17 protein-coding genes and 2 tRNA genes are annotated in these 13,759 nt (G+C 69.9%); 12 read left to right on the top strand and 7 right to left on the bottom strand.

The window, feature by feature from the left end:
* Window positions 1-46: 46 nt before the first annotated feature.
* Entirely contained in the window at window positions 47-928 is an 882-nt protein-coding gene (locus WJM96_RS12615; RefSeq protein WP_424812842.1) for a Hint domain-containing protein, read from the top strand.
* Here WJM96_RS12615 and WJM96_RS12610 read toward each other — a convergent pair.
* Complete coding sequence (locus tag WJM96_RS12610) at window positions 925-1,422, bottom strand: VOC family protein (RefSeq protein ID WP_424812841.1); 498 nt, start codon at window positions 1,420-1,422, stop codon at window positions 925-927. The genes WJM96_RS12615 and WJM96_RS12610 overlap by 4 nt on opposite strands.
* A 36-nt stretch (window positions 1,423-1,458) precedes the next feature.
* The gene (locus WJM96_RS12605; protein ID WP_424812840.1) at window positions 1,459-2,349 is read right to left on the bottom strand and encodes a DMT family transporter; all 891 of its coding nucleotides are present in this window, start codon (window positions 2,347-2,349) and stop codon (window positions 1,459-1,461) included.
* Window positions 2,350-2,426: 77 nt separating this feature from the next.
* On the opposite strand from WJM96_RS12605, the gene WJM96_RS12600 reads away from it, so the two are divergent.
* The gene (locus tag WJM96_RS12600) at window positions 2,427-3,146 is read left to right on the top strand and encodes a M48 family metallopeptidase (RefSeq protein WP_424812839.1); all 720 of its coding nucleotides are present in this window, start codon (window positions 2,427-2,429) and stop codon (window positions 3,144-3,146) included.
* Window positions 3,147-3,217: 71 nt separating this feature from the next.
* On the opposite strand, the gene rpoH is transcribed toward WJM96_RS12600, so the two are convergent.
* Both rpoH and WJM96_RS12590 read right to left on the bottom strand, forming a co-directional pair.
* Entirely contained in the window at window positions 3,218-4,078 is an 861-nt protein-coding gene (rpoH, locus tag WJM96_RS12595) for an RNA polymerase sigma factor RpoH (protein ID WP_424813099.1), read from the bottom strand.
* 275 nt (window positions 4,079-4,353) lie between these two features.
* Window positions 4,354-5,349: an RluA family pseudouridine synthase gene (locus WJM96_RS12590; protein ID WP_424812838.1), complete on the bottom strand. Its 996-nt coding sequence runs from the start codon at window positions 5,347-5,349 to the stop codon at window positions 4,354-4,356.
* A gap of 30 nt (window positions 5,350-5,379) precedes the next feature.
* Between WJM96_RS12590 and WJM96_RS12585 the strand changes: the two genes are divergently transcribed.
* Entirely contained in the window at window positions 5,380-5,646 is a 267-nt protein-coding gene (locus tag WJM96_RS12585; RefSeq protein WP_424812837.1) for a DUF6476 family protein, read from the top strand.
* A 93-nt stretch (window positions 5,647-5,739) separates the two neighbouring features.
* Window positions 5,740-5,815 (top strand) — tRNA-Glu (locus tag WJM96_RS12580).
* Window positions 5,816-5,883: 68 nt separating this feature from the next.
* On the opposite strand, the gene WJM96_RS12575 is transcribed toward WJM96_RS12580, so the two are convergent.
* Window positions 5,884-6,138, bottom strand: a complete 255-nt coding sequence (locus WJM96_RS12575; RefSeq protein ID WP_424812836.1) for a hypothetical protein — start codon at window positions 6,136-6,138, stop codon at window positions 5,884-5,886.
* Window positions 6,139-6,457: 319 nt separating this feature from the next.
* Window positions 6,458-6,532 (bottom strand) — tRNA-Thr (locus WJM96_RS12570).
* Between the two features lie 129 nt (window positions 6,533-6,661).
* Here WJM96_RS12570 and sppA point away from each other — a divergent pair.
* From sppA to WJM96_RS12530, 8 genes are all read left to right on the top strand, one after another.
* A complete protein-coding gene (gene sppA, locus WJM96_RS12565; RefSeq protein ID WP_424812835.1) occupies window positions 6,662-7,576 on the top strand; it encodes a signal peptide peptidase SppA in 915 nt (304 codons plus the stop codon).
* Between the two features lie 61 nt (window positions 7,577-7,637).
* A complete protein-coding gene (locus WJM96_RS12560) occupies window positions 7,638-7,940 on the top strand; it encodes an integration host factor subunit beta (RefSeq protein WP_424812834.1) in 303 nt (100 codons plus the stop codon).
* Entirely contained in the window at window positions 7,940-8,224 is a 285-nt protein-coding gene (locus WJM96_RS12555; RefSeq protein WP_424812833.1) for a lipopolysaccharide assembly protein LapA domain-containing protein, read from the top strand. Before WJM96_RS12560 ends, WJM96_RS12555 begins: the two co-directional genes overlap by 1 nt.
* Before the next feature lie 11 nt (window positions 8,225-8,235).
* Window positions 8,236-8,949, top strand: a complete 714-nt coding sequence (pyrF, locus tag WJM96_RS12550; protein WP_424812832.1) for an orotidine-5'-phosphate decarboxylase — start codon at window positions 8,236-8,238, stop codon at window positions 8,947-8,949.
* Window positions 8,946-9,584 carry a phosphoribosylanthranilate isomerase gene (locus tag WJM96_RS12545; protein WP_424812831.1) on the top strand — a complete coding sequence of 213 codons (639 nt, stop codon included), beginning with the start codon at window positions 8,946-8,948 and terminating at the stop codon, window positions 9,582-9,584. Before pyrF ends, WJM96_RS12545 begins: the two co-directional genes overlap by 4 nt.
* A gap of 89 nt (window positions 9,585-9,673) precedes the next feature.
* Window positions 9,674-10,897, top strand: coding sequence for a tryptophan synthase subunit beta (gene trpB, locus WJM96_RS12540; protein WP_424812830.1), 1,224 nt, complete (start codon window positions 9,674-9,676; stop codon window positions 10,895-10,897).
* Entirely contained in the window at window positions 10,897-11,715 is an 819-nt protein-coding gene (gene trpA / locus WJM96_RS12535; RefSeq protein WP_424812829.1) for a tryptophan synthase subunit alpha, read from the top strand. Before trpB ends, trpA begins: the two co-directional genes overlap by 1 nt.
* Before the next feature lie 85 nt (window positions 11,716-11,800).
* Window positions 11,801-12,610, top strand: a complete 810-nt coding sequence (locus WJM96_RS12530) for a hypothetical protein (protein WP_424812828.1) — start codon at window positions 11,801-11,803, stop codon at window positions 12,608-12,610.
* 70 nt (window positions 12,611-12,680) lie between these two features.
* On the opposite strand, the gene WJM96_RS12525 is transcribed toward WJM96_RS12530, so the two are convergent.
* A complete protein-coding gene (locus tag WJM96_RS12525) occupies window positions 12,681-13,718 on the bottom strand; it encodes an LLM class flavin-dependent oxidoreductase (RefSeq protein ID WP_424812827.1) in 1,038 nt (345 codons plus the stop codon).
* Between the last annotated feature and the right edge of the window lie 41 nt (window positions 13,719-13,759).

The raw sequence follows: 13,759 nt of genomic DNA, 5'->3' as shown, positions 1-13,759 counted from the left end.
CATATCGGTATGCTCCCCGGGATCGTGACGATCCCGGGAGGGAACGGTGCCTTATACGACCATCTATGCCGGCTACATGTCGGTGGACGGCACGACTTTCACTACCACGTCGCCGGGCTTCAACATCAGCCTGAGTTTCAGCGACGGCAACGACAGCATCTACAATGTGGGCGAGACCATCACGGGCTCCAATGGCGTCCAGCCGCCCTTCACCTTCACCTATGTCGGCAATACCGGCGACGGGATCATCCTGTACGACCCGGTCGGACCCGATGGCGCCAAGTACCTTTGGGCATCCAACAGCCCGTTCGCGGCCAGCACCGAGCTGGTCGAGGGCGTCGATTACCAGACCACCCCCTTCGCGGCCTGCTTCCTGGCCGGCACGCGGATCGCCACCCCCACGGGCGACCGGCCGGTCGAGGAGCTCTCGCCCGGCGACGAGGTGCTGACGGCGGCGGGCGAGGCGCGGCGGGTCCTGTGGATCGGCCGCCAGAGCGTCGCCACCTTCTTCGCGGATCCGCTCCGCAGCTATCCCGTCCGCATCGCGGCCGGTGCGCTCGACGACGGCGTGCCCAGGCGCGACCTCTTCGTCTCGCCCGACCATGCGATGCTGGTGGGCGGCATGCTGGTCCAGGCCGGCGCGCTGGTGAACGGCACGACCATCGCCCGGGTCACCGATCCGGGTGAGCGCTTCACCTATTTCCATATCGAGCTCGAGGACCACGCGCTGGTCCTGGCCGAAGGGGCCCCGGCCGAGACCTTCGTCGACAACGGCGTTCGCCGGCGCTTCGACAATTTCGCCGAATACGACGCGCTCTACGGCGATACCCGCGATGGCGTGCCGGAGCTGGACCTGCCGCGCGCGAAATCGGCGCGGCAGTTGCCGGCGGCGGTGCGACGGCACCTGGCCGGGCTGCGGGCTGCCTAGGAGGCTTCGGCCAGCAGGGCGCGGACGTCGAGCCGGCGCGTGAACATGGTCATGCGGCCCTGGCCGTCCACCGGCCATTCCTCGCGCGGGCGGTCGCGGTAGAGCTCCACGCCGTTGCCGTCCGGGTCGCGCAGGTAGAGCGCCTCGCTCACGCCGTGGTCCGAGGCGCCTTCCAGCTCGATCCCCGCGTCCAGCACGCGCTTCAGCATGACGGCGAGGCTCGCGCGGTCCGGGTAGAGCACGGCCACGTGGTAGAGGCCGGTATGCCCCTCCGGCGGCGGCGAGGCGCCGAGGCTTTCCCAGGTGTTGAGCGCGATATGGTGATGGTAGCCGCCCGCCGAGAGGAAGGCGACCGAAGGCCCCTGGATCATGACCTCGAAGCCCAGCACGTCTCGCCAGAAGGCGAGCGCACGCGGAATATCGGCCACCTTGAGATGGACGTGGCCTATGCGGGTCTCGGCCGGGGCGACGAAGGGGGTGGGTGCGTTGTCCATGCCCGGTAGATGGCCCAGGCGCCCCCGCACTTCCAATCATCTCCGCGAATGACGGCCATCACGCCGTGTCACGAGGAAAAGGCCCCCCAGCACCAGCAGGGCGGCGGGCAAGGCCAGCAGCCCCATGCGCTCGCCGAAGAGAATCGCGCCCCAGGCCACGCCGGTGAGCGTGACGATGTAGCCCGACTGGCTGGTGACGACGCTGCCCCGGCTCACCAGCAGCCGGAAGTAGAGCATGTAGGCCAGGGCCGTCAGCGCGCCCTGCAGCGGCAGTAGCGCCTCGATCTGCCAGGCGAGGCTGCCCGGGATATGGAACTGGCCGAAGGCGAGGCCCATCGCGGCCATGAGGACCGAGGCGGTCAGCAGCGTGCCGCAGGCGGCGGCGAGCGGCGGGGTCCCCCGCGGCGCCCAGCGGACGCCCACCAGGTTCGAGATCGCGTAGCAGAGCGGACAGAGCGCGGCGAAGAGCGCCCAGCCGAGCATGGAGGCATCGGGCAGGGCGGCGCCCGGCGCCATGGCGAGCCCCACGCCGGTCAGGCCCAGGAGCGTGCCGCCGAGGCTGCGTGCGCTGATCCGCTCCTCGCCCAGCAGGGCGGCGCCGAGCACGGTGAAGATGGGCACCAGCGGCATGAGAAGCGCGAAGAAGCCGGCCGGGATGTGGGGCAGGGCGGTGTAGGCGATGAGGTTGGCCATGGCGAAGCCGGCCAGGCCGGCCGCGAAGTAGTAGCGCAGGTGCGCCCGGTCCCACGAAATGGCGATGCCGCGCGCCGCGCATATCAGGGCCAGAAGCCCGCCCGAGCCCAGCGCGGCCCAGAAGCCGTAGCCGAGCGGCGGCATGCCGCCCGCGAGCGCGAGCTTCGCCAAGGCGGGCGTCAGACCCCAGATCGAACCGAGAACCATGAGGCTCGGCAGCGCGTGAACTGGCATTTGCGCCGACGGTGCCTGGGGTGACGGTCAAGTCAACCGTTGAACCGGCGCGCGGCCTTCCGACATGTTGCGCTGCCATGGAACTTCCCGACTCGGAGACGATTCCCCTCCGCCGCGATCCGCTGTTGCCGCCCGAGCCTTGCCCGGTGCACTGGCGGCGCTCGGCCAGGGCGCGGCGCGTCTCGCTGCGGATCGACCCGGTCGAGGGCGCCGTCATCGTCACGCTGCCGAACCGCACCGCCAAGCGCCACGGCCTGGCCCTGCTGAACGAGCATGCGGGCTGGGTGATGCAGCGCCTGGGCGCCCTGGCGCCCGAGCGCCGCTTCGAGCCGGGCACCTCGGTCCCGATCGGCGGCGTGGAGCATCGCATCCGCCATGATCCCGGCCGCCGCGGCAGCGCCTTCCTGGAGGACGGTGCCCTCGTCGTCACGGGCGATGCGGATTTCGTACCCCGCCGCGTGCGCGACTTCCTGCGGGCCGAGGCGCTGCGCCGGATCGGCGTGGCCGCCCGCCCGCATGCCGAGGCGCTGGGCGTCACGCCGCGCGCCATCCGGCTGAAGGACACCAAGACCCGCTGGGGCAGCTGCGCGCCCGATCGCACGCTCGCCTTCTCCTGGCGGCTCATCCTCGCGCCCGACTGGGTGCTGGACTACGTGGTGGCGCATGAGGTCGCGCATCTGCGCGAGATGAACCATTCCGACCGCTTCTGGTCCCTGGTCGAAGCCCGCACGCCGCACCGGCACAAGGCGACGGAATGGCTGCGGCGCCATGGCGCGGCGCTGCAGCGCATGGGCTGAAACGCGACGCGCCGCCCGGAAGGTCCGGGCGGCGCGCCTTACTATCTTACCATCTTACTATCTTACCGCATTCACGCGGCGCCGAGGCGGCGCTCCGCGATCTGCTGCTTCATGCTCTTCTGCAGCTTCTCGAAGGCGCGGACCTCGATCTGTCGCACGCGCTCGCGGCTGATGTTGTACTGCTGCGAGAGCTCCTCCAGCGTCGTCGGCTCGTCCTTCAGGCGGCGCTCGATGAGGATGTGGCGCTCGCGCTCGTTCAGGCTGCGCAGGGCACCGTTGAGCATGTCCTTGCGGTTGGACATGTCCTCCCGCTCGGCCAGCTCCTCCTCCTGGGTCTCGCTCTCGTCCACCAGCCAGTCCTGCCACTCGCCCTCGCTATCGGCGCGGACAGGGGCGTTCAGGCTGTTGTCCGGCGCCGAGAGGCGGCGGTTCATGCTCACCACGTCCTGCTCGGGCACGGCGAGGGTGGTGGCGATCTTGGTCACGACCTCGGGCTGCAGGTCGCCATCCTCCAGCGCCCCGATCTGGCCCTTGAGCCGGCGGAGGTTGAAGAACAGCTTCTTCTGCGCCGCGGTGGTGCCCATCTTCACGAGCGACCAGCTGTGCAGGATGTATTCCTGGATGGCCGCGCGGATCCACCACATCGCGTAGGTCGCGAGGCGGAAGCCACGGTCCGGATCGAACCGCTTCACGGCCTGCATCATGCCCACATTGCCCTCGCTGATGAGTTCGCCGACGGGCAGGCCATAGCCGCGATAGCCCATCGCGATCTTCGCCACGAGGCGGAGGTGCGAGGTGACGAGCTGATGCGCGGCCTTCTCGTCGCCGGCGTCGCGCCAGCGGCGGGCCAGATCCAGCTCCTGCTCGGGAGCCAGCATCGGGAACTTCCGGATTTCCTGAAGGTACCGGGAGAGGTTGCCCTCAGGGGCCATGGGGATGCTCAGAGACGCCATATATCAGGAGCCTTCTCTACTGCGCCGAACCCACCCCGTGACGGCGATGGGTATTCGGTCTGTGTAGGCTGAACGCGACCAGGGCCCTCCCGGCTGCATCCGCCCCGGTCACGGAGGGGGCGGGTTTCGCAGCGCGGGTCCTTGAGCGGCACCCCGGCGCGTCTCCTTGTGGGAACCTTATTACGGGACGTTCCTCCAAAAGGCAAGGAAATCCGACTAAACTGGTCCGTATTGGTCCGGATAACTCGTTCAGATCAACCGGCTTCGTCCAGCGTCCGGATCAGCGCCTGCATGTCATTCGGTGGATCGGACTGAAAGGTTAGCATCGCTCCGGTGACGGGGTGCCGGAAGCCGAGACTGGCCGCGTGCAAGGCTTGGCGTGGGAAATCGAGCAATGCATGGCGGGCCGTTTCCGGCAGTTCCTTCGAGACCGCCGGGACACGCCGGAGGTAGACCGGATCCCCCACCAGGGGATGGCCGATATGCGCCAGATGCACGCGAATCTGGTGGGTCCGGCCCGTCATGAGCTTGCAGCGGATGAGCGCCGCCGCCCCATGCCATGTGCGTTCGGTGCGGTAGCGGGTCAAGGCGTGCTTGCCGTCCTTGGCACCGGCGGCGCCGCCACGCGAGCGGGGCTCGACCACCGCCATGCGCTTGCGATCGGCGGCGTGGCGGCCGATCGCGGCCTCAACCTCGCCCTGGGCCGGGTTGGGCACGCCCCAGGTCAGCGCCATGTACTCGCGGTCCAGGTCGCGGGTGGCGAAGGCCTCGGACAGCGCCTGGTGGGCCCGCTGGGTCTTGGCCACGACCATGATGCCCGATGTGTCCTTGTCCAGCCGGTGGACGATGCCGGGCCGCTGCTCGCCCCCGATTCCCTCGAGCTCGTCGCCCGCATGGGCCAGCAGCGCGTTGACCAGCGTGCCGTCCTGGTTGCCCGGCGCCGGGTGGACCACCAGCCCGGCCGGCTTGTCGAGCACAATGAGGTCCCGGTCCTCGAAGAGGATGTCGAGCGCCATGGCCTGGGCCTCCGGCCGGGCAGGGGCGGGGGGCGGGGGGTCGATGCGGTAGAGGCTGCCGGGGCGCACCGGGTGCGCGGGCTCGCGCACCTCCTCGCCGTCGCGGGTGACGTGTCCGCCCTCGATCAGCGCCTTGACGCGGGAGCGCGAGAGGCCGCCTATCCGCTCCGCGAAGAAGCGGTCGAGGCGGATGCCCTGGTCGTCCCCGGTCGCGGTGAATTCATGGGTTTGCAAATGCGGTTTCTCAGAATCCTGGTTGTGGCGATGGGCGTGCTGATCGTGGCCGGCACCGTGACGCTCGTCGTCCTGCTCGTCCAGCGCGCGGGCAGCGGGCGTGGCGCAGGCGTCAGCTTGTCGCCGATGAACCTCAACCTGCCGACCGGCAGCCGCATCGAGGGAATCGCGGGCGCGGAGGGCAACTTCCTGATCCATGTGCAGCGGCCGGACGGCGAGCGCCTGCTGCTGCTGGATGGCAAGACGGGCCGGCTGATCGGCGAAATTCTGCCGGGCGGATCCGTCCCGGTGCAATGACGTCCGCGTGGGGCGCGTAGCGCCATGCGGAAAAACGCGCGGGGGGTGCTTGATCCTTTCGGGCGGCACGGCTAGTTACCCGCCACGGCCAATGTCCCTTTCGTCTAGAGGCCTAGGACACCGCCCTCTCACGGCGGCAACAGGGGTTCGAATCCCCTAAGGGACGCCATCCGCCTTCAAGGCGTTGATGGCTTCAGCGCAGCCGATCCAGAAACCCCCTTGGACGGACCCGCAGCCTCAGGCCGGGCAACGCAGCGTCACGCCAGCGGACACGCCGCCCGGCGCGTTGACGGTGCTGGGCCGGTAGGTGCCCGCGATGTTCCGGAGAACGCTGTTCGCGGTCACGCAGAACAAGCTCCCCTCGGAATTGGGGAGGACTCCCCCGACCGCGGCATTCAACGCGACGAAACGGGCATGGGCCATGGCCCCGCCCAGAAGCACCCCGCCGGCGACAAACCCGGCGGCGAAGAAAGCATAGGGGGACTTGGCCATGGGCAGGGTCCTTTGCGGAAGCCGGTCAACAACCCGATCCTGCCCGCAGACCCGGCCGCCATCCATGCGAACTTGCCGATGGCCGGAGACGGCGGCGCCGATGGCGTGCGGTGCCCCGCGACCGGATCGAGGCGGCCTCTCCCAATCTCAGCGCGGCGGCGAGCGAGCTCTCGTCGGATTGAGGCGGGCCACACCGGCGCAAGCGGCCAGAGCGGGGCGTCCAATAGGCTGAAGCCGCTATCGTTTGGAACGTGTTGTGGAACAGTTCCAAGATCCCAGCTGGCTGACCGGGATATCTTATTCAATTTGAAGGGGGAAATGGTGCCGACTCGGGGAATTGAACCCCGGACCTACTGATTACGAATCAGTTGCTCTACCCCTGAGCTAAGTCGGCTCCGGCGCGCTTCGCAGCGCGGTGCGGGCGGCTCATAGCGCCCCGCGGCGACGCTGGCAACCGCGGCTCTTCGCAGGGCGCCCTCGCCATCCTATCTCCCCTGCGAATGGATATGGATCGCGATTGCGGATGGCGCTGGAAACCGACCTTCTGATCGACCGCCGGCGCCTCAAGCGCCAGGCCGGATTTTGGCGGGCGGCCTTCGTTCTGGGGGCCTTGCTGGTGGCGGGGCTGGCCTGGGGCGGCCATCTGTCGAAAGACCTGCTGGGGGGCGATTACGTTGCCCGCCTTCCGCTCAAGGGCACCATCACGGATGACGAGCGCCTGCTGCGCCGCCTGCACGAAGCGCGGGAGGATGACCGGATTCGCGCCGTGCTCGTCGTCATCGACAGCCCGGGCGGAACCGTGGCGGGCGGCGAAGGGCTTCACCGCGCCATTTCCGCGCTCAGGGCCGCCGGCAAGCCGGTGGTCGCCGTGATGGGCGCCACCGCCGCTTCGGCGGGCTACATGGTGGCGCTCCCTGCCGAGCGCATTTTCGCGCGGGAGGCGACGCTGACCGGCTCCATCGGCGTCATCCTGCAATCCTTTGAGGTCTCGGACCTCATGGGCCGGCTGGGCCTGCGCGCCGAGAGCCTGACCTCCGGCCCGCTCAAGGACCAGCCCAGCCCCTTCCGGCCCCTGACCGAGGAGGGGCGGGCGGCCCTCTCGGCCGTGGTGCGCGACATGTACGACCAGTTCGTGGCCATGGTGGTGGCGGGCCGCCGGATGCCGGAGGCCGAGGTAAGGCGCCTCGCGGACGGGCGGGTCATGACGGGCCGCCAGGCCGTCGCCGCCGGCCTCGTGGACGCCATCGGCGGCGAGACCGAGGCCCGGCGCTGGCTTGCCGAAACCCATGCCGTTCCCGAAGCGCTCGATACGCGGGACATCGATCCGCGCAGCACGGCCGAGCGCGCCTTCTCCCTGGCTTCGTCGCGCTTCTGGCAGGCGGGCATGTCGGCCCTCCGGGCGGAGGGCTGGTGGCCCGGCACGATGCTCCCCCGGTGATTCAATGCTTGCAAAATAGGGGCTTTCGGACTGCTATGGGGACGAAGGTGCAGGGACTTTCATGACGAGAAGCGAGCTGATCGCGCATCTGGCGGCGCAGCACCCGCATCTGCGGCAGCCGGATATCGAGCTGGTGGTGGGAACGATCTTCGACGAGGTGAGCGAGGCCTTGGCCCGGGGTGACCGGGTCGAGCTTCGGGGCTTCGGCGCTTTCACGACCCGCCAGCGCGAGCCCCGCCAGGGCCGAAATCCCCGCACCGGCGAGGCCGTGGCGGTGGCCGGAAAGGGCATGCCGCATTTCCGGCCCGGCAAGGAATTGCGCGCGCGCGTCAATGGCGGCCGGGATCCCGGCGAGACCGGTTGATGGGCCTTCTGCTGCCCGCGATCCTGGCTCTCCTCCTCGGAATTTTCGCCGTCGCCAATCGCCACATGGTCTCCGTCGCCCTCTGGCCGGGCGGATGGCTGGCCGAGTTGCCGCTGTGGCAGATCATCCTGATTCCCTGCGCGCTGTCCTTCCTGGCCGGCGCCCTGGTTGTCTGGCTCGCGCATCTGCCGCAGAAGTGGAATATCCGGCGGTTGCGCAAGACCGCGGCGAAGCTCGATGCCGAGCTGGCCGCCCGCGAGCCCGAGCCCGCCAAGCTTCGCTAAGGCGCCTTCGCATGCTGTCCCGTCCCACTGGCCCCGAGGGCCGGCTGATCGTCGCCATCGACACCCCCACGCTCGCCCGTGCCGAGGCGCTGGCGGCGCAGGTCGGGCCTTTCGCGGGCCTGCTAAAGCTCGGCCTCGAGCTGTTCTGCGCCGAGGGGCCGCCCGCGCTGGGGGTGCTGAAGGCGCGCGCGCCGGTCTTCCTGGACGTGAAGCTGCACGACATTCCCAACACGGTGGCCGGCGCGGTGGGATCGCTGCTCGCGCGGCGGCCCGACATGCTGACGATCCATGCGGGCGGCGGGCCCGCCATGGTCGCCGCCGCCCGCAAGGCCGCCGAGGCCGCCGGCCCGGCCCGGCCGATGATCCTCGCCGTTACCGTGCTCACCAGCATGGACGAGGCCGCGCTGCGCGCCACCGGCGTGCCGGACGCGGCCGAGAAGCAGGTGCTGCGCCTAGCCCGCATGGCCATGGAATCAGGCGCCGACGGGCTCGTCTGCTCGCCGCGCGAGGTCGCCGCCATCCGGGCCGGGCTGGGCGATGCGCCAGGCCTCGTGGTGCCCGGCATCCGCCCGGCCGGAAGCGCGGCGGACGACCAGTCCCGCACCGCGACGCCCGCCGAGGCCGTGGCGGCGGGCGCCGACTGGATCGTGGTCGGCCGCCCCATCACCGGCGCGGCCGATCCGGCCGGGGCCGCACGCGCCATCGTCGCGAGCCTGGCCCGGTGACAGAGGTCAAGATCTGCGGCATCCGCTCGGCCGAGGGGCTGGAGGCGGCCGCCAGGGCCGGCGCGGATTTCGTGGGCTTCGTGTTCTTTCCGCCCTCGCCGCGCGCCGTGACGCCGGCCGAGGCCGGCGCGCTCTCCGCCGGCCTGACGGGCGGGCCGCGCCGCGCGGGCCTCTTCGTCGATCCGACCGACGACCTGCTGGCCGAGACCCTGGCCGGCGTGAAGCTGGACATTCTGCAGCTCCATGGCGCCGAGACGCCCGAACGCGTGGCCGCCATCCGCGCCCGCTTCGGCCTTCCGGTGATGAAGGCCATCGGCATCGGGACCGAGGCCGACCTCGCCGCCATCCCGGCCTTCGCCAAGGTCGCCGACCGGCTCCTGCTGGACGCCAAGCCGCCGGTGGATGCGGAGCTTCCGGGGGGCAACGCGGCGCCCTTCGAGTGGCGGCTGGCCCGGCTGGCCCCGATCCCCGTGCCCTGGCTGCTGGCCGGGGGGCTGACGCCCGCCAATGTGGCCGAGGCCATCGCGACCAGCGGGGCGCCGGGCGTCGATGTGTCCTCGGGGGTGGAGCGCAGCCGGGGCGTGAAGGACCCCGCGCTGATCGCGGATTTCATCCGGGCCGCGCGCGGCGCCTGACGGGCAGACCTGCCGTGCCAGGGCGGGGGTTGGGGAATGGCCGGGGCTTCGCTATCAAGGCTGCCCTACGCCAGAGCCCGGGAAATCCTGTGAACAAGCCCCTTCCCAATACCTTCAAGGGCGGCCCCGACGCCGCCGGCAGGTTCGGCGAGTTCGGCGGCCGCTATGTCGCCGAGACGCTGATGCCGCTGATCCTCGAGGTCGAGGCCGCCTTCGCCGCGGCCAAGGCCGATCCGGGTTTCGAGAAGGAATGGCGACGGCTGCTGAAGGATTATGTGGGCCGTCCCAGCCCGCTCTGGCTCGCCGAGCGGCTCACGGCCCATTGCGGTGGCGCGAAGATCTACTTCAAGCGCGAGGACCTGAACCACACCGGCGCCCACAAGATCAACGCCGTGCTCGGTCAGATCCTGCTGGCCCGGCGCATGGGCAAGAAGCGCGTCATCGCCGAGACGGGCGCGGGCCAGCATGGCGTCGCGACGGCCACGGCCTGCGCCCTGTTCGGCCTGCCCTGCACCGTCTTCATGGGCGCGACCGACGTCGCCCGGCAGATGCCCAACGTCTTCCGCATGAAGCTGCTGGGCGCCGAGGTGGTGGCCGTGGAAAGCGGCGCCGCCACGCTCAAGGACGCGATGAACGAGGCGCTGCGCCACTGGGTCGCGCATGTGGATGACACCTACTACTGCATCGGCACCGTCGCGGGTCCGCACCCCTATCCGATGATGGTGCGCGACTTCCAGTCGGTGATCGGCGACGAGGTGCGCTGGCAGCTCGCGGAGCTCGAGGGCGAGGGGCGCCTGCCGGATGTGCTCTCGGCCGCCATCGGCGGCGGCTCCAACGCGCTCGGCCTGTTCTATCCGTTCCTCGACGATCCTTCCGTCGAAATCTACGGCGTGGAGGCCGGCGGCCATGGCGTGGACACGCCCGAGCACGCCGCGAGCCTCACCGGCGGCCGGCCGGGCGTGCTGCACGGCAACCGCACCTACCTGCTGCAGGACGAGCACGGCCAGATCCTCGAGGGCCACTCCATCAGCGCCGGTCTCGACTATCCCGGCATCGGGCCGGAGCATTCCTGGCTGCACGAGATGGGCCGCGTGAAATACGTGAACGCGACCGACAAGGAGGCGCTGGAGGCCTTCCAGCTCTGCACGAAGCTGGAGGGCATCATCCCCGCGCTGGAGCCTGCCCACGCCCTGGCGCATGTGCTGCGCCTCGCGCCCACGCTGCCGGCAGACAAGATCATCGTGCTGTGCATGTCCGGCCGTGGCGACAAGGACATCTTCACCGTCGCCGACCATCTGGGAGTGAAGATCTGATGTCCCGGATCGCTGCACGCTTCGCGGAGCTGAAGAAGCAGGGGCGCGGGGCGCTCATCCCGTTCCTCGAAGCCTATGACCCCGACCCCGCCACCAGCATGGCCATCCTGCGGGGCATGCCCGGCGCGGGCGCGGACCTCATCGAGATCGGCGTTCCGTTCACGGACCCGATGGCCGATGGCCCGATCATCCAGCTCGCCAGCCAGCGCGCCCTGAAGGCCGGCGCGACCATGGCGGGCGTGTTGGCCATGGTGCGCGACTTCCGCGCCGAGGACACCACGACGCCCGTGATCCTGATGGGCTACCTCAATCCGATCCTCTCCTACGGCGCCGAGCGGTTCGTCACGGACGCGCAGGCGAGCGGCGTGGACGGGCTGATCGTCGTGGACATGCCGCCGGAGGAAGCCGGCGTGCTCGCGCCCCAGGCGCAGGCGGCGGGGCTGGACATCATTCGCCTCGTGGCGCCCACGACGGATGATGCGCGGCTGCCGGTGGTGCTGAAGGCGTCCTCGGGCTTCGTCTACTACGTCGCCATCACCGGCATCACGGGCACGCGCAGCGCGGACCCGGAGGCGCTGAAAAAGGCCATCCCGCGCGTGCGCCAGCACACGGACCTGCCCATCGCCATCGGCTTCGGCGTTCGCACGCCCGAGCAGGCGGGCGAGGCATCGCGCATCGCCGACGGCGCCGTGGTGGCAAGCGCGCTGATCGACACGCTGCACAAGTCGCTCGACGAGCAGGGGCGCGCGCGCCCGGACAGCGTCCGCAAGGTGCTGGATCAGGTTCGCGGGCTGGCCGAGGCTGTGCGCGGCGGCTGACGCCGCCCGCCGGGAATCGTCTGGACTTCGGCTTCCCTCGCGGCTCAAGCTTCGCGCATCGCGCGGCTGGGGCCGGAGGAATGCCTTGCTGGAATTGCTGGTCGAAATCGCCGCGTGGAGCTCGTTCGCCTTCGCCGCCGTGATCTTCGTCATCCAGGTGCTGGCGCGCGAGGCGGGCTACTGGATCGGCCGGCGCTCCATCCGCTTCTACGGCAAGAGCCATGAGGGCGTGGGCTCGATCGTCGCCGCCGTCATGGGCCTTTTGGCCTTCGTTCTGGCCCTCACCCTGTCCTTCGCGAATAGCCGCTTCACGGAGCGGCGCGACGGCACGCTGGCCGAGGCCAATGCCATCGGCACGGCCTGGCTGCGGGCCGAAGCCATCGGCCATCCCCGGGGTCAGGCCGTCGCGCGATTGCTGGAAGACTATACCCGGCTCAGGATCGAGTTCCTCCGGGCCCCGAACGACCCGGCGGTGCTCCAGCAGCTCAACCAGCGCACGTCCAACCTGCAGAACGACATCTGGGGCCACGTGACCGCCATCGTTCGCGAGCGCGCGGACCCCATCTCCAACTCGCTGATGACCTCGCTGAACGAGACCTTCGACGCCACGACGGCGGAGCGCTTCGCGGATTCCTTCCGCATTCCGCCGCAGCTCTCCTGGCTGCTGCTCGGCATGAGCATGACCGCCATGGCGGCCTTCGGCTTCCAGCTCGGCCTGAAGGAGGCGCCGCTGAGAATCCCGGCGCTCATCCTCACCGGGCTCTGGACCGTCGTGATCTTCGACATCCTGGATATCGCGTCGCCACGGCTCGGTACCATGCGGACGAGCACGTTGGCCTATGAGTGGACGCTGCAGGGCTTCTCGGGCGGGATCAGGATCCCGCCCGCACCGTGATCAGTGCCGGTCTGGGCGCGGCTGCGCTTTCCGCTCCCGGCCCAAGGCGCAGCCTGCGGCCGAAAGTGGGTCAGGTCGCGGCCAGCAACTCGCGCACCATCGGCACGACCTTCGTGCCGTAGAGCTCGATCCCGCGCATGAGCTTCTCATGCGACAGGCCGCCCGCGCTGTACTTCAGCTGGAAGCGTTGCACACCCAGCGCTTTCACGCTCGCCGCGATCTTGCGCGCCACCGTCTCCGGCGAGCCGACGTAGAGCGAGCCGCGATCGGCCTCCTGGTCGAATTCCGCGCGCGTCATGGGCGGCCAGCCGCGCTCGGCGCCGATGCGGTCGCGCATCACCTTGTAGTCCGGCCACAACTCCTCGCGCGCCCGCTCGTCCGTCTCGGCGACATAGCCGGGCGAGTGCATGCCGATCTCGCGAAGCTGCTGCCCGAGCTTGGTGCAGGCCTCGCGGTAGAGGTCCGCATAGGGCGCGAAGCGGCGCGGATCGCCGCCGATGATGGCGAGCATGAGCGGCAGGCCATAGCGCGCCGCGCGCACGACGGATTCCGGGCTGCCGCCCACGCCGATCCAGGTGCGCAGCGGCGGCTTCTCGACGGTGGGGAACACGCGCTGATCCTTCAGGGCGGCGCGCGTCATGCCGTTCCACGTCACCGGCTGCTGCGGGAGCAGCTTGGTGAAGAGATCCAGCTTCTCCTCGAAAAGCTGCTGATACTGGTCGAGCTCGAAGCCGAAGAGCGGGAAGGATTCCGTGAAGGAGCCGCGTCCCAGGATGACCTCGGCGCGGCCGTTGGATGTCGCATCGAGCGTCGCGAAGCGCTGGAAGACGCGCACCGGCTCGTCGGAACTCAGCACCGTCACGGCCGAGCCGAGGCGGATGCGCTGCGTGCGCCCGGCGATGGTGGCCAGCACCATCTCTGGCGAGGAGACGGCGAAATCCTCGCGGTGGTGCTCGCCGACGCCGAAGAAGTCGATGCCGATGCTGTCGGCCAGCACAGCTTCCTCGACGATGTTGCGGATGACCTGCGCGTAGGAGAGGGGCTTCCCATCCGCGCCGTGGGTGACGTCGCCGAAGGTATCGAGGCCGAATTCGATGGTGACGCTCATCGGAGCGCCCTGGTGCCGTGCCGCATGGGGATTCCATTGCT

Origin of the sequence: Roseococcus sp. YIM B11640 (assembly GCF_049727625.1) — a bacterium.
Classification (GTDB): domain Bacteria; phylum Pseudomonadota; class Alphaproteobacteria; order Acetobacterales; family Acetobacteraceae; genus Roseococcus.
The sequence above is the reverse complement of the archived record's forward strand: the minus strand, read 5'-3'. Positions and strand labels throughout refer to the sequence as shown.

Coding starts and splice junctions, on each gene's coding strand:
- WJM96_RS12610 (WP_424812841.1), bottom strand. CDS start 1,422: ATGGACAACGCACCCACCCCCTTCGTCGCCCCGGCCGAGACCCGCATA.
- WJM96_RS12605 (WP_424812840.1), bottom strand. CDS start 2,349: ATGCCAGTTCACGCGCTGCCGAGCCTCATGGTTCTCGGTTCGATCTGG.
- WJM96_RS12600 (WP_424812839.1), top strand. CDS start 2,427: ATGGAACTTCCCGACTCGGAGACGATTCCCCTCCGCCGCGATCCGCTG.
- rpoH (WP_424813099.1), bottom strand. CDS start 4,078: ATGGCCCCTGAGGGCAACCTCTCCCGGTACCTTCAGGAAATCCGGAAG.
- WJM96_RS12585 (WP_424812837.1), top strand. CDS start 5,380: ATGGGCGTGCTGATCGTGGCCGGCACCGTGACGCTCGTCGTCCTGCTC.
- WJM96_RS12575 (WP_424812836.1), bottom strand. CDS start 6,138: ATGGCCAAGTCCCCCTATGCTTTCTTCGCCGCCGGGTTTGTCGCCGGC.
- sppA (WP_424812835.1), top strand. CDS start 6,662: ATGGCGCTGGAAACCGACCTTCTGATCGACCGCCGGCGCCTCAAGCGC.
- WJM96_RS12560 (WP_424812834.1), top strand. CDS start 7,638: ATGACGAGAAGCGAGCTGATCGCGCATCTGGCGGCGCAGCACCCGCAT.
- WJM96_RS12555 (WP_424812833.1), top strand. CDS start 7,940: ATGGGCCTTCTGCTGCCCGCGATCCTGGCTCTCCTCCTCGGAATTTTC.
- pyrF (WP_424812832.1), top strand. CDS start 8,236: ATGCTGTCCCGTCCCACTGGCCCCGAGGGCCGGCTGATCGTCGCCATC.
- trpA (WP_424812829.1), top strand. CDS start 10,897: ATGTCCCGGATCGCTGCACGCTTCGCGGAGCTGAAGAAGCAGGGGCGC.
- WJM96_RS12525 (WP_424812827.1), bottom strand. CDS start 13,718: ATGAGCGTCACCATCGAATTCGGCCTCGATACCTTCGGCGACGTCACC.